13 protein-coding genes are annotated in these 12,634 nt (G+C 51.5%); 6 read left to right on the top strand and 7 right to left on the bottom strand.

The window, feature by feature from the left end:
* The 6 genes from QVO39_RS09095 to QVO39_RS09070 form a co-directional block, all read left to right on the top strand.
* On the top strand, positions 1-638 hold a 638-nt coding region (locus QVO39_RS09095; RefSeq protein ID WP_288171982.1), incomplete at its 5' end, for an alpha/beta hydrolase family protein.
* A gap of 18 nt (positions 639-656) precedes the next feature.
* Complete coding sequence (gene purD / locus QVO39_RS09090; RefSeq protein WP_021903903.1) at positions 657-1,946, top strand: phosphoribosylamine--glycine ligase; 1,290 nt, start codon at positions 657-659, stop codon at positions 1,944-1,946.
* A 16-nt stretch (positions 1,947-1,962) separates the two neighbouring features.
* Positions 1,963-2,847, top strand: coding sequence for a hypothetical protein (locus tag QVO39_RS09085; protein ID WP_021903902.1), 885 nt, complete (start codon positions 1,963-1,965; stop codon positions 2,845-2,847).
* Between the two features lie 30 nt (positions 2,848-2,877).
* Positions 2,878-3,336 (top strand): YqaA family protein, encoded by a 459-nt coding sequence (locus QVO39_RS09080; protein ID WP_070707156.1) that lies wholly within the window; start codon positions 2,878-2,880, stop codon positions 3,334-3,336.
* Between the two features lie 313 nt (positions 3,337-3,649).
* A complete protein-coding gene (locus QVO39_RS09075) occupies positions 3,650-4,648 on the top strand; it encodes a class II fructose-bisphosphate aldolase (RefSeq protein ID WP_021903900.1) in 999 nt (332 codons plus the stop codon).
* Positions 4,649-4,847: 199 nt separating this feature from the next.
* Entirely contained in the window at positions 4,848-5,333 is a 486-nt protein-coding gene (locus QVO39_RS09070) for a ferritin (RefSeq protein ID WP_021903899.1), read from the top strand.
* A gap of 263 nt (positions 5,334-5,596) precedes the next feature.
* Here QVO39_RS09070 and miaA read toward each other — a convergent pair whose 3' ends face one another.
* The 7 genes from miaA to QVO39_RS09035 form a co-directional block, all read right to left on the bottom strand.
* Positions 5,597-6,457, bottom strand: a complete 861-nt coding sequence (gene miaA / locus QVO39_RS09065) for a tRNA (adenosine(37)-N6)-dimethylallyltransferase MiaA (RefSeq protein ID WP_021903898.1) — start codon at positions 6,455-6,457, stop codon at positions 5,597-5,599.
* Positions 6,457-7,029 carry an IS1096 element passenger TnpR family protein gene (locus QVO39_RS09060; RefSeq protein ID WP_021903897.1) on the bottom strand — a complete coding sequence of 191 codons (573 nt, stop codon included), beginning with the start codon at positions 7,027-7,029 and terminating at the stop codon, positions 6,457-6,459. The genes miaA and QVO39_RS09060 overlap by 1 nt, the downstream gene beginning before the upstream one ends.
* A 41-nt stretch (positions 7,030-7,070) precedes the next feature.
* The gene (gene lpxA, locus QVO39_RS09055) at positions 7,071-7,889 is read right to left on the bottom strand and encodes an acyl-ACP--UDP-N-acetylglucosamine O-acyltransferase (protein ID WP_021903896.1); all 819 of its coding nucleotides are present in this window, start codon (positions 7,887-7,889) and stop codon (positions 7,071-7,073) included.
* A 3-nt stretch (positions 7,890-7,892) separates the two neighbouring features.
* Positions 7,893-9,323: a bifunctional UDP-3-O-[3-hydroxymyristoyl] N-acetylglucosamine deacetylase/3-hydroxyacyl-ACP dehydratase gene (locus QVO39_RS09050; protein WP_021903895.1), complete on the bottom strand. Its 1,431-nt coding sequence runs from the start codon at positions 9,321-9,323 to the stop codon at positions 7,893-7,895.
* Complete coding sequence (lpxD, locus tag QVO39_RS09045; protein WP_021903894.1) at positions 9,313-10,380, bottom strand: UDP-3-O-(3-hydroxymyristoyl)glucosamine N-acyltransferase; 1,068 nt, start codon at positions 10,378-10,380, stop codon at positions 9,313-9,315. The genes QVO39_RS09050 and lpxD overlap by 11 nt, the downstream gene beginning before the upstream one ends.
* Before the next feature lie 9 nt (positions 10,381-10,389).
* Positions 10,390-11,220 carry an orotidine-5'-phosphate decarboxylase gene (gene pyrF, locus QVO39_RS09040; RefSeq protein WP_021903893.1) on the bottom strand — a complete coding sequence of 277 codons (831 nt, stop codon included), beginning with the start codon at positions 11,218-11,220 and terminating at the stop codon, positions 10,390-10,392.
* A 69-nt stretch (positions 11,221-11,289) separates the two neighbouring features.
* Positions 11,290-12,438 carry a lactonase family protein gene (locus QVO39_RS09035; protein WP_021903892.1) on the bottom strand — a complete coding sequence of 383 codons (1,149 nt, stop codon included), beginning with the start codon at positions 12,436-12,438 and terminating at the stop codon, positions 11,290-11,292.
* Positions 12,439-12,634: the final 196 nt, after the last annotated feature.

Here is a 12,634-nt window from a genome sequence, read left to right as displayed (position 1 = left end):
ACTCTCAGCTCGTGACGGATAGTTGGCGGTCACTGCGTATGGGGTGGGACACCTATATGGCACAAGAGGGCTACATTGTCTTCACCCTAGATAATCGTGGTACCTCCAATCGTGGTATGGACTTTGAGAGCATCACCCACCGACAGCTAGGAAAGGTAGAGATGGCCGATCAGATGCTCGGCATCGACTACCTCCGCAGCCTTCCCTATGTGGATGCCGATCGCATCGGTGTCTATGGTTGGAGCTTTGGCGGATTTATGGCGACCAACCTGATGCTCACCCACCCAGAGACCTTCAAGGTAGGGGTCGCTGGCGGGCCAGTGATGAACTGGGCCTACTACGAGGTGATGTACGGTGAGCGCTATATGGATACTCCTGCCGAGAATCCTCAGGGCTACCAAGAGAGCAACCTCATTGAGCGTGCTGGAGATCTCAAGGGTCGCCTACTGCTCATCCACGGAGGGGTGGACCCCGTTGTCCTTTGGCAGCACTCCCAACTATTCCTTCAGGCGAGTGTCAAGGCTGGCACCCTTCCTGATTACATGGTTTATCCGATGGATGAGCACAACGTCCGAGGTCAGGACCGTGTGCACCTCCACAAGGTGATTTGTCGTTATTTTGAAGATCATTTGAAGTAAAGCCAAGAGCATAGATATATGAAAGCATTAATTATCGGTAGCGGTGGCCGAGAGCAGGCCCTTGCATGGAAAATAGGGTTGAGCGATATGATCACCCACATTTATATGGCTCCAGGCAATGGCGGTAGCCTGCCCAAGTGCCACAATGTGCCTATCGGCGTCACGCAGTTTGAGTCCATCGCTCAGTTGATCAAAGAAAAAGAGATCGAGTTGGTGATTGTCGGTCCCGAGGTGCCTTTGGTAGAGGGAATCGTTGATTTCCTACAGGCTGATCCCCAGCTGAGCCACCTCCATATTGTTGGTCCTACCAAGGCCGGAGCCGAATTGGAGGGGAGCAAAGAGTTTGCCAAAGCCTTTATGCTCCGCCACGGTATCCCTACTGCCAAGTACCGCTCCTTTACTAGTGAGACCCTTGAGGAGGGGCTTCGCTATCTGAGGGAAGAAGAGCGACCCCCTTACGTGCTGAAGGCCGATGGTTTAGCTGCGGGCAAAGGAGTAGTCATTCCTGAGACCCTCGAGGAGGCTGAGGCCGAGATGAAAGAGATGCTTGGGGGTAAGTTTGGTTCCGCTGGTGCCACCGTTGTGGTGGAGAGCCACCTCTCTGGCATCGAATGCTCCGTTTTTGTCCTCACCGATGGCCGAGATTATATGCTTCTCCCTACCGCCAAGGATTACAAACGTATTGGCGAGGGGGATACTGGGCTCAATACGGGTGGTATGGGGGCGGTATCTCCCGTTCCATTTGTGGATGATGCCTTTATCCAAAAGGTGGAAAAGCGCATTATCCGCCCCACTATCCAAGGGCTCCACTCCGAAGGAATTGACTACCGTGGCTTCATCTTCTTCGGACTGATGAACGTTGCTGGCGACCCCTACGTGATTGAGTACAATTGTCGTATGGGCGATCCCGAAACCGAGGCGGTGATGCTACGCATCAAGGGCGATCTTGTCGGCTCTATGCTGGCACTCAAAGAGCAGGTACTAGGACAGATGGAGCCCCTCCTAGAGTTTGATCAAGTGGCCACCACGATCGTCACCGTTTCCAAAGGCTATCCTGAAGCGTACGAAAAGGGCTATCCTATCACAGGGCTAGAGGGTGAGGCTACCCATGACCTGCAGATATTTCATATGGGTACAGCCTCCCAAGAAGAGGGGGTAGTCACCTCTGGTGGTCGTGTACTTGCCATCTCCTCTATGGGCGATACCATTCAGGAAGCCCTTGATAAAGCCTACCATCGTCTGCAAAGAGTGCACTACGAAGGCATCACCTACCGCCACGATATTGGGCAGGATCTATTGAAGCTGTGATTCTTCTTTCCACTCCATGTTCCCTAAGCCCTCCATCGTCAGCCAGTTACTACCACAGCTAGATGCGTGGTGGGGTCTACTCGTCTCCTCTCCTTGGTTCATTGCTGCTCTGCTGATCTTTGTTGTGCTATCGGCAAAGCGACATGGAGAGTTGGCGTATGGCTCTACCCGCTCCTCGCTGGTGGGGTGGTTGCTGATGACCCTCTACTTTGCTGCACACCTCCTTCTTCCTACAGCACAGGTTAGTTTGGGGCTACTTGGTTTGGTCCTTATCATCATGCTGAGCGACGGCATTGTCTCCTCACTTAGGCATAGCCGCTCCCCCTTTTTTGTGCATAACCTTGGAGTACTGTTGGGGTGTTTATTGATTATCCACCCCGCCAGTATCCTCCTCTATCCCTTTATCTTGGCCAAGCTGAGAGGGATTAAGAGCCTTTCAGGACGCCATATTACCGCCCTCCTTATCGGTACCATCTCCATCCTGCTACTCGCCCTCATGCTCTTTGCCCCAAGGAGCTGGGAGGGAGTAGCTAGCTTCCTACAGGCCGGTATTGCTCCGATCACCCAGATCCAGCTAGCTCCTCTTTCCGAGTGGCCATTGATCCTCTTGGACCTTCTCTACCTACTACTCATTACTATTGCCTGTTTTCAGAGCCTTCGGACCAGTGTGGTGAGAGTACGGTTGGCATTAAACTTTCACGTCCAATTGGCTTGGATCCTGATGCTTCTTCACCTGCTTTATGGGGCGCAGAGTGGGGGCCCACAATTGTTTATCCACGGTGCTATCTTCGTCAGTGGTATTATGTCCGTGCACTTTGCTACCGAGCGTGATAGCCGTTGGATTGTCCTTCCTCTCACCCTTTTCACCCTTGCCCTTTGGGCATTCAAAGTGTGGGGCTGACTTCATTAAACACTCTGCTTTTATAGGATGATAGATTTCTTAATTCAGTATGGATACATAGGCGTCTTTTTAGCCGCCTTTTTGGCTGCCACCGTCCTCCCCTTTGGCTCTGAGCCAGTAGTGGTTGGCGTCCTTGCTGCTGGGGCAGAGTATGTACCAGTGCTAGTGGCTGCTACTATTGGCAACTTCTTAGGGGGCATGAGTTGCTATTGGCTCGGCTGGTTGGGCAAGACAGAGTGGATCACCAAGTACCTCAAGATGCCGGAAGAGAAAGTCGATAAGTGGGTTCAGTGGCTCCAGGACAAAGGGTCATGGATGGCGTTTTTCGTCTTTCTCCCTGGCGTAGGCGATTTCTTCGCTGTCGCCTTAGGATTGCTCAAGGCGAGAGTTTGGCCAGTAGCCTTTTGGATGTTCCTTGGTAAATTCCTCCGCTACCTCGTCGTCTTCGGTGCTTTTGATTGGATTGCCGGCCTGCTAGCTGCTGCCTGAGGGCACCTAATCGGACAGGGGCTGCCTGAGGGCACCTAATCGGGCAGGGGGGACAGGGGGGCTATCTCGGACAGGTCGGACAGGTCAGACAGGTCGGACGCCTCAGCGGGCACCCATCTATTGCGGCGTCCGACCTGTCTGACCCGTCCGATCTGTCCGACTTGTCCGATAAAGGCACCGCCGTCCGATAAAGGCACCGCTGTCCCACTAATTATCTCCACAAACCTTGGTAAGTGCTGATTATTTTCTGTAACTTTGTGAAGTGAAGGTAAGAAGATAAATAATCATATTAGTTAGATCATTTTTTGACGACATGGTAAATTACAAAGATTTAGGACTAGTAAACACTCGCGAGATGTTTGCTAAAGCTGTAGATGGTGGCTATGCTATTCCAGCTTTCAACTTCAATAATATGGAGCAGCTGCAGGCCATCATTCAGGCTGCTGTAGAGACCAAGTCTCCAGTGATTCTTCAGGTATCTAAGGGAGCTCGTGCTTATGCCAATCAGACCCTTCTTCGCTACATGGCGCAAGGAGCTGTGGAGTATGCCAAGGAGCTCGGTGCTAAGAACCCACAAATCGTTCTTCACCTCGACCACGGCGATAGCTTCGAGACTTGCAAGAGCTGTATTGAGATGGGCTTCTCTAGCGTGATGATCGATGGTAGCTCACTTCCTTACGAAGAGAATATCAAGCTCACTAAGCAGGTGGTAGACTATGCTCACCAGTTTGACGTTACGGTAGAGGGCGAGCTCGGTGTGCTAGCAGGTATTGAGGACGACGTAGAGGCCGAGGAGCACGTTTATACTCAGCCAGCGGAGGTGATCGACTTCGTTACTCGCACAGGCGTAGATTCATTGGCCATCTCTATTGGTACCAGCCACGGAGCCTACAAGTTTACTCCAGAGCAGTGCCACCCAGATGAGAATGGTCATCTCGTGCCACCTCCACTTCGCTTCGATATCCTAGAGGAGATCGAGAAGAAGCTTCCAGGCTTCCCAATCGTTCTTCACGGTTCATCAAGTGTTCCACAAGATCAGGTGGAGATCATCAATACTCACGGCGGTAAGCTCAAGGATGCTGTAGGTATTCCAGAGGAGCAGCTCCGCAAGGCGGCTAGGTCTGCTGTTTGTAAGATTAATATCGACTCTGATGGTCGTCTTGCGATGACTGCTGCTGTGCGCAAGGTCTTCGTTGACCACCCAGAGGAGTTTGACCCACGTAAATACCTCGGTCCAGCACGTGAGAGCCTCAAGAAGCTTTACATGCACAAGATCGAGAAGGTACTTGGTAGCGACGGAAAGGCAGAGTAACCATCCTCTTCCTTATAAATACAAGGGTGTGCAGAAGCTTCTGCACACCCTTTTTAATTGGATCAGTCGGGAGTATGTTGGGGTAGACCATTCCAATGGTAAAGTTCTAAAATAAAGGGCAATACTATTGCAAATGACTGAAAAACTAACTAACTTTGTAGGAGGTAAGAATTAAGAACCTTATAAAATTAATTGAACTATGATCAAGAAAGATGTATTAAAGAAGATAAATGAGCAGATTCAGCTCGAGTACGAGTCTGCATTCATCTACAAGCAGATGTCTATAGATATGGCCATCAAGGGCTGGAATGGTTTCGCTCATTGGTTTGACGCACAGTACAAGGAGGAGATCGCTCACGCTGAGGAGATGGTCAACTACGTGATTATGCGTGGTGAGACCCCAGTGCTACACGATATCAAAACCGCTGAGGTGAAGCTAGAGAATGTAGTAGCCTATTTTGAGAAGGCTTATGAGCACGAGTGTTTCGTTTCTAAGTCTATCAACGAGATTGTAGCTGCAGCTCGTAAGGAGAACGACTATGCTACTGAAAACTTCTTCCGTCGCTTTGTTGATGAGCAGGTAGAGGAAGAGGATACCGTTGCTGGTATCGTTGATCGTCTCAAGCTAGCCAATGGTGATGCCGGCTACTTGATTATTGATGGCGACTTGGCAACTCGCCAGTAATCTCAAATCGAGAATAGTAAAAGCACCCCGATTGGGGTGCTTTTTTTATGCCTAGGGCGGTGGTGCCTTCCTCGGACAGGTCGGACAGGTCAGACAGGTCAGACAGGTCGGACGCCACGATGGCTAGGTGGCTCGCTACTTATCTTGGTGGAGCGTCCGACTCGTCTGACTTGTCTGACCTGTCCGACTTGTCCGATGAGGCACCCATTGTCCAATGAGCCACCCCTTGGGTGTGCTCTCATCTAAGCAAAAACCGAGTCCCCTCATAGAGGCACCTCCGTCCCTTGCCACTTTGAGAAGAAGGCGATCTGCTGTCGGGCATAGGTGCGCGAATGCTTTGCAATTAGCCGAGTTGCTTCCTCTAGCGAGATATCACCGTCGAGGTATTGAAAGATCTCTTTGTAGCCAATGGTGTTGAGCGCATTATACTCCCGATAGGGCAGGAGTGACCGTACCTCCTCCACCAGTCCTTTCGCCACCATCTGTTCCACCCGCCGATTGATTCGCTCATACAGCTCCTCACGTGGACGTGTCACCATCCGTAGCTCTACCTCAAATGGGAGTTTTCGTGGTGTCGGTGTCGTATGAAAACTACTGAATGGACGCCCCGTGGTATGGTACACCTCCAAAGCACGAATGATCCGCTTATGGTTATTAGGGTCAATACGAGCCAGATAATCAGGATCTACCTTCTGCAATTCCTCTCGCAAAGGCACCACCCCTTCCTGATGAAATCGCTGCCATAAAGCTTCACGGAGCGTAGGCGAGGGTAGGGGGACCTTATCCATCTCATAGAGGAGGGCTTGCAGATACATCATACTGCCCCCCACCGCTACCACCACTGGATACTTGGTCAATAGCGTGTCCAATAGTGCCAGAGCCTCCTCCGCATATTGGTAGGCACTATACGGCTCCGTAATCTTTCTGCACTGCACAAAATGATGAGGCACCGCTGCCCTATCCTCCTGAGAGGGGGCATCGGTGCCTATCACCATACCACGATATATCTGTCGGCTATCTGCCGATACGATCTCTGTATTCAGTTCCTTCGCAAGCTGTAGGGCGTAGACCGACTTGCCTACCCCCGTCGCACCAATCACAGTGATTAGCTTGCCACGGCCCATTACTCCTCCGATGTCTCCTCCGCTGGGATATCAAAGCCCTCGGCATCTAGTTCCGAGAGGTCAAAGCTATCACTATCAAACTCCTCCAGTTCCTCCCGCTCAGGCGTTGGAATAGGTGCTGCCTTCGGTTTCTTTGGCTCCGCCACCAGTAGTTCTTCCACGTCCGAAGTCTGCTTTGGTGCCTCCCCCTTCCGACGGGTGCATTGAGGCTTATCTTGCTGTTCTCCAAGGATCACTTCCTTCAGCTCGAGGTAGAAGTAACGGTCCCCGAGTTGATCAAATTGATAGAGTATGCGATCCCCCTTCTCATCGAGGAAGTCATCGAGATAGGTATCATCCATCAGATAATACTCATCATCGGTGGCGTGCAGACCCATATCCATCAGTAGGATCTCCTTTTTGGGGCGCCACTGCTTATCCGTGGTAAAGAAACTTGTGATCTGGTCATCACTGTAGCCCACCGACTCCAAGATCGCTCGGTGCAATTCCAAAAATGTGGCGGTGCCATCAATACGGATCTCCCTCAGGAAGCCAGGGACCTCGTCGCTCACCATTACAAAACGATATATCATACGCTATATTGATAGTCTATAAAAGTTGATTTTACCCCACCTTAATCCAGAGAGCTTCCTCGCACAATACCACGAGCCGACTTCTCAATAAAGTCGAGGATAATTTTCTTCTCAGGCAGATCGTCATACTCCTCCTTGATCACCTGGATCGCTTCCGTGTTATTCAGCCCACGATTGTACAGCGTCCGATAGATGTCGTTGATCAGATAGATCTGCTCCTTGGTGTACTGGCGGCGTCTTAGTCCCACAATGTTGATGCCACAATAGATAGCTGGCTCACGCCCGATCAGAGTGTAGGGTGGGATATCCTTCGTGATGCGTGTACCCCCTTGGAGCATCGTGTGGCAACCGATGTGTACAAATTGATGCACCAGAGTACCCCCACCGAGTATCGCCTGCTCATCAATCACCACCTCGCCAGCTATCTGGCAGGCATTGCCAATGATCACCTTATCGCCCACCTCACAGTCGTGAGCCACATGGGCATAAGCCATGATCAATACATCGCTCCCCACCTTGGTAAAACCCTTGGAGGCGGTACCGCGGCTGATCGTAGCATACTCACGAATCGTGGTACGATCCCCTACAATCGCCACACTCTCCTCACCCTTAAACTTCAGGTCCTGAGGCTCGCCACCCACCACAGCATAGGGGTGTATGGTACACTCCCTACCGATGCGTGCTCCATTACGCAAAATAGCACCACTCAGTAGTTTGGTCCCTTCGCCCACCTCTACATCATCCTCGATGACAGCAAATGGTCCTACCTCCACTCCAGCTCCCAGCTTTGCCTTGGGGCTAACAATGGCAAGCGGGTGTATCTTGGTCGTCTCTACCGACGAATTAGTCTGTTCGTTCATATTTTACTGATCCTTACTCTCTGTATTTCGGACAACTTTCGCCATAAACTCTGCTTCACAAGCGAGTTGCTCGCCAATGAATATCATTCCCCTCATATTGGCAATGCCACGGCGGACAGGCCCTATCAAAGCTACCTTCACCACCATCGTATCTCCTGGCACCACCTTTTGCCTAAACTTCGCATGGTCAATTGTTAGGAAATAGGTCGAGTAGTCCTCAGGGTTCTCCATCTGATTTAGGATCAAAAGCCCCCCAATCTGTGCCATACACTCCACCTGTAGTACCCCTGGCATCACCGCCTCATCGGGGAAATGACCCACGAAATAAGGCTCATTATTTGTCACACACTTCACCCCCACAATATGCTCAGGTCCAATCTCTATCACCTTATCCACCAGTAGCATCGGGTAGCGATGAGGGAGTAGCCCTTTAATCTCTTGGATATTCAGGAGCGGTGCCTCATTAGGGTCATAGGTAGGAGCTTGCGTTTGATTGAGGCGAATATCCTTACGTATCATCTTCGCCAAACTGGTGTTGATTGAGTGCCCCGGGCAGGTAGCGATCACCCGTCCTTGGATCCGTCGGCCAATCAGTGCCAAGTCCCCTATCAGGTCAAGGAGCTTGTGGCGTGCTGGCTCATTGGGATACTGCAGAGGCTTATGATTGATATAGCCCAGTTGGTCTGCAGGGATAGAGGTGGCGCCTACCGTTTTAGCCAGTTTGTCCATCTTCTCCTGAGGTATCTCCTGGTCGTAGATCACAATCGCATTGTCGAGGTCACCTCCTTTGATCAGGTTATTATCCAGAAGAGCCTCTATCTCTCGCACAAATACAAAGGTACGGGCAGGAGCGATCTCCTCAGGATAGGTGGTAAGGTCGTCCAGACAGGCAAATTGATTGGAGAGCACCTTCGAATCAAAAGCGATCAGCACATGGAGGCCAAAGGAATTGTCGGGGAGGAGGGTCAGCTTTGAGATGCCATTTTCACCCTTCACCTCTATCTTACGCTTCACCACATAGACCTCCCTAACTGCTGCTTGCTCTACCACCCCCACCTTTTTTATCTGGTGGATATACTCTATCGCACTTCCATCAAAGATAGGGATCTCAGGGGCATTCACCTCGATTAAGCAGTTATCCACCCCCATAGCATAGAGGGCCGACATTGCATGCTCCACCGTGCTCACCTGTAGCTTTTTATTGGAGAGCACCGTGCCACGCTCCGTCATCGTTACATACTCAGCCAATGCCGGTATGGTAGGTCGTTCCGGAAGATCCACCCTACAGATCTTGATGCCGTGACCCTCATTAGCTGGGTTGAAGCGCACCTTGATATTTAGTCCTGTGTGTAGCCCCTTTCCCTCTAGTTCAAAGGCGGCACCTAGGGTATGTTGCTTCTGCGTAGTGCCACCCGAGTTGTTCTTATTTGCCATGATGCTCTGCTTTCAATTGATTCAGCTCCTCCTTCAGCTGCTCTATTTCGCTTTTCAACTGATAGAGTTCGCGGTCCATCTCTGGAAGTTGGACAAACTTTGCCGAGGCTTTCATCGCCTTTATATGTGGCTGTGCGGGGTAGCCAAACCATACGGTATTAGGCTCCTTAATGTCACTTAGTACGCCTGTCTTGGCAGCGAAAGTAACGTGCGGTGCCGTCTTCAAGTGCCCTGCAATACCCACCTGACCAGCCAGTACATTCCACGCACCGATAGTGGTCGAACCTGCTATCCCGCTCTGTGCTGCGATGGCGGTGTGCTCCTCTACTTCGCAGTTGTGTGCAATCTGCACCAGGTTGTCGATCTTAGCTCCCTTACGAATCACAGTGGCATCCATCACAGCTCTATCAATGCAGGCATTGGCACCGATCTCCACATCATCCTCCAGTACCACCCGACCCGTCTGTGGAATCTTGTGGTAGCCGTCGGCATCAGGGGCAAAGCCAAAGCCATCCCCACCGATCACCGCTCCCGAGTGGATTACGCAACGGCGTCCCACCTCTGTATGGTCGCAGATCACCGCCATGCTATAGAGACGGCTCTCCTCACCGATGGTCACTCTGCCACCCACAAATACATTGGGCCAAATCCTCACCCCATCTCCAATCACCGAGTCGCGACCAATATAGGAGAAGGGACCAATATAAACCCCCTCACCAATCACCGCTGTCGGATCCACATAGGCAAGAGAGGAGATACCCGTTGGCTTCTCCTCCGCCTCGTTGCGTAGTTTTAGTAGCTCGGCAAGAGCGGTATAGGCATTGGGGACCTTGATGAGCGTGGTCGTCACCTCTTGCGAAGGCTCAAAATCGTGATTCACCAGTACAGCGCTGCTTTTTGTGCTGTAGAGGTAGCTCTCATACTGCATATTAGAGAGGAAAGAGAGAGCCCCCTCTCGCCCCTTCTCAATACTACTAAAGTCGGTGAGCACCACATCAGGGTTGCCCACTACCTCACCACCTAAGTGGTCTGCGATCTCTTTTGCTGTAAACTTCATTTTAATCTCTTATATACCTGCGTAGGTACGTAGGTAGTCACTCATCTCAGACTGTAGCTCGGCCGCTTTTGCTCCTGCCACCTCTGCAAAGTCCGCTTCAGAACTAGCGTAGATGATGCCACGCGAACTATTCACGAGTAGCCCACACTCACGGGTCATCCCATACTGAGCCACCTCACGAAGCGATCCCCCTTGTGCTCCAACCCCTGGCACCAAAAGGAAGTGGTCGGGTACAATCGTGCGGATATGCTCTAGGTGTGTCGCCTGAGTGGCCCCTACCACATACATCATGTTAGAGGGGGTACCCCACTGGAGCGAAGTGCGGAGCACCTGCTCATAGAGTCGCTCCCCATTGGAGAGCTGTAGTTGCTGAAAATCGGCCGACCCCTTGTTGCTGGTCAGCGCAAGGAGTACCACCCACTTACCTGAATAGCCCATAAATGGGGCAATGCTATCCTCACCCATATAGGGAGCCACCGTGATGGCATCTACCGCCATTTCCTCAAAGGCAGCTCGGGCATAAAGCCCCGAGGTATTGCCGATATCTCCCCGCTTGGCATCTAGGATTACTAGGCACTCAGGGTGCTCCTGCTGTAAGTAGCTAACCGTCTGCTCCAGTACCGCCACCCCTCGGCTACCCATCGCCTCATAAAAGGCGGCATTAGGTTTGTACGCCACGGCATAGGCCGCTGTGGCATCAATGATGGCTTTATTAAAGGCGAGAAGCCCCTCCTCATTTTGAGGCAGGCAGGCAGGCAACTTGCGTAGGTCGCTATCCAGTCCTACGCAGAGGAAGCTCCGCTTCCTCGCTATCTCTTGTATAAGCTCCGCTCTATCCATAAGCGTTGGTTTAATAAAGTAACTGACCGAATGTTCCTGCAAATATCGTCAATTTTATCAAGATGCCCGCTATTCGGTCCAAAGCAAGCAAGCTGGCTGGTCGATAGTGATGCTGAGGTCTTTCTGCGCTCGCAATAGACCACTCTCCCTATCACAGCTATAAAACTCTACCTTATTGGCTTTTTTGCACGCCACTGCGAGCCATCGACCAGAAGGGTTAAAGGCAAGGTCCATAGGTTGCTGACCTACACTCTGTGTCCCAGTCTTGGTAAGCTGCCCCATCAACTTATTTACCTTGAATATCGTCACTCGGCTCTCACTTCCCCACTCCGATACATAGAGGTAACGCCCATCTGGGCTGAGACATAGTTGACCTCCACGGCTTTGGGGGTCACCACTTAGCGATAATCGCTCTACCTCAGTGAGTTTGCCCCGATGATGCTTATAGAGGATCACCTCTGGGTTTTGCTCCGTGAGTAGGTATAAAAATTTACCCGACGAGTCCATAGCGATGCCCTTTGGGCGACTTTCCTTGGGTAGGTCGGTCGTCTCTACATCAATGGTGAGTGGTGGGTTCTTGCTACTGACATTGAAGTGATACACTTTGTCCTGCCCCGCATCCACCACAAAGAGCTCGTCGCCGTTGGGCGAAAAGCAGAGGTCGCTAGGGTGCGACTCTCCCTCTTGACCCAGTAGAATATGCCAATCGGGCTGACCAAGTAGTCCCGCCTCATCGGCAAAAAATAGGGTGATAGAGCCCGCATCATAATTAGCAGAGACCACCTTGCCACGGCCATCTGTCGCCACCGACCGTGGAGAGCCACCCAAGGTAAAGGAGCTATTGATCGCCGTGAGACGACCACTCACCCCATCAAGTTGTAGTGAGCTCACCATCGCCTCCGACGATTGCTCATTGGCAGCATAAATAATTCCCCGCTCCCTATCGAGTGCCAGACTGGTAGGATTGGGGGTAATGAGTGTGCTGCGATGCTTCACATTGAGGGTGCGTGGGTCAAAGCTAAATGAGTAGAGCCCCTCTGACCTGTTTTGGGTATAGGTGCCGACCAGAAGGGTCTGTTTTTTAGCTGGCTCATGACCATAGCTGTCTGCTTCCTTGGACTGCGGAGAGAGCAAGCCACAAGAGCTGACTCCCATAGCAAGCAGTAGTGCAATAGTCCCTAGGAATAGATGAGTTGGGCGGTATAACTTATTATCCATTATTATCTGATTCTACTCCAAATTTCTCTAACTAAGTGCAAGATAACCATTTCCGATTAACTCTCCAAGAAGTTAGAGGTTTTTAGCCTTTGGAGGTACCTTCTCGGACAAGGGGGGTACCTAATCGGACGAGTCGGACGAGTCGGACAGATCGGACGGGTCGGACGGCCCAATAGATAGGTGATAGAGCCGGAGC

Source organism: Porphyromonas sp. CAG:1061 (assembly GCF_000435035.1).
Lineage (GTDB): Bacteria > Bacteroidota > Bacteroidia > Bacteroidales > Porphyromonadaceae > Porphyromonas_A > Porphyromonas_A somerae.
The sequence above is the reverse complement of the archived record's forward strand: the minus strand, read 5'-3'. Positions and strand labels throughout refer to the sequence as shown.

What these genes read in the sequence shown, in the direction of transcription:
- purD (WP_021903903.1), top strand. Translation starts at nt 657, where the DNA reads ATGAAAGCATTAATTATCGGTAGCGGTGGCCGAGAGCAGGCCCTTGCA.
- QVO39_RS09085 (WP_021903902.1), top strand. Translation starts at nt 1,963, where the DNA reads ATGTTCCCTAAGCCCTCCATCGTCAGCCAGTTACTACCACAGCTAGAT.
- QVO39_RS09075 (WP_021903900.1), top strand. Translation starts at nt 3,650, where the DNA reads ATGGTAAATTACAAAGATTTAGGACTAGTAAACACTCGCGAGATGTTT.
- QVO39_RS09070 (WP_021903899.1), top strand. Translation starts at nt 4,848, where the DNA reads ATGATCAAGAAAGATGTATTAAAGAAGATAAATGAGCAGATTCAGCTC.
- miaA (WP_021903898.1), bottom strand. Translation starts at nt 6,457, where the DNA reads ATGGGCCGTGGCAAGCTAATCACTGTGATTGGTGCGACGGGGGTAGGC.
- QVO39_RS09060 (WP_021903897.1), bottom strand. Translation starts at nt 7,029, where the DNA reads ATGATATATCGTTTTGTAATGGTGAGCGACGAGGTCCCTGGCTTCCTG.
- lpxA (WP_021903896.1), bottom strand. Translation starts at nt 7,889, where the DNA reads ATGAACGAACAGACTAATTCGTCGGTAGAGACGACCAAGATACACCCG.
- QVO39_RS09050 (WP_021903895.1), bottom strand. Translation starts at nt 9,323, where the DNA reads ATGGCAAATAAGAACAACTCGGGTGGCACTACGCAGAAGCAACATACC.
- lpxD (WP_021903894.1), bottom strand. Translation starts at nt 10,380, where the DNA reads ATGAAGTTTACAGCAAAAGAGATCGCAGACCACTTAGGTGGTGAGGTA.
- pyrF (WP_021903893.1), bottom strand. Translation starts at nt 11,220, where the DNA reads ATGGATAGAGCGGAGCTTATACAAGAGATAGCGAGGAAGCGGAGCTTC.
- QVO39_RS09035 (WP_021903892.1), bottom strand. Translation starts at nt 12,438, where the DNA reads ATGGATAATAAGTTATACCGCCCAACTCATCTATTCCTAGGGACTATT.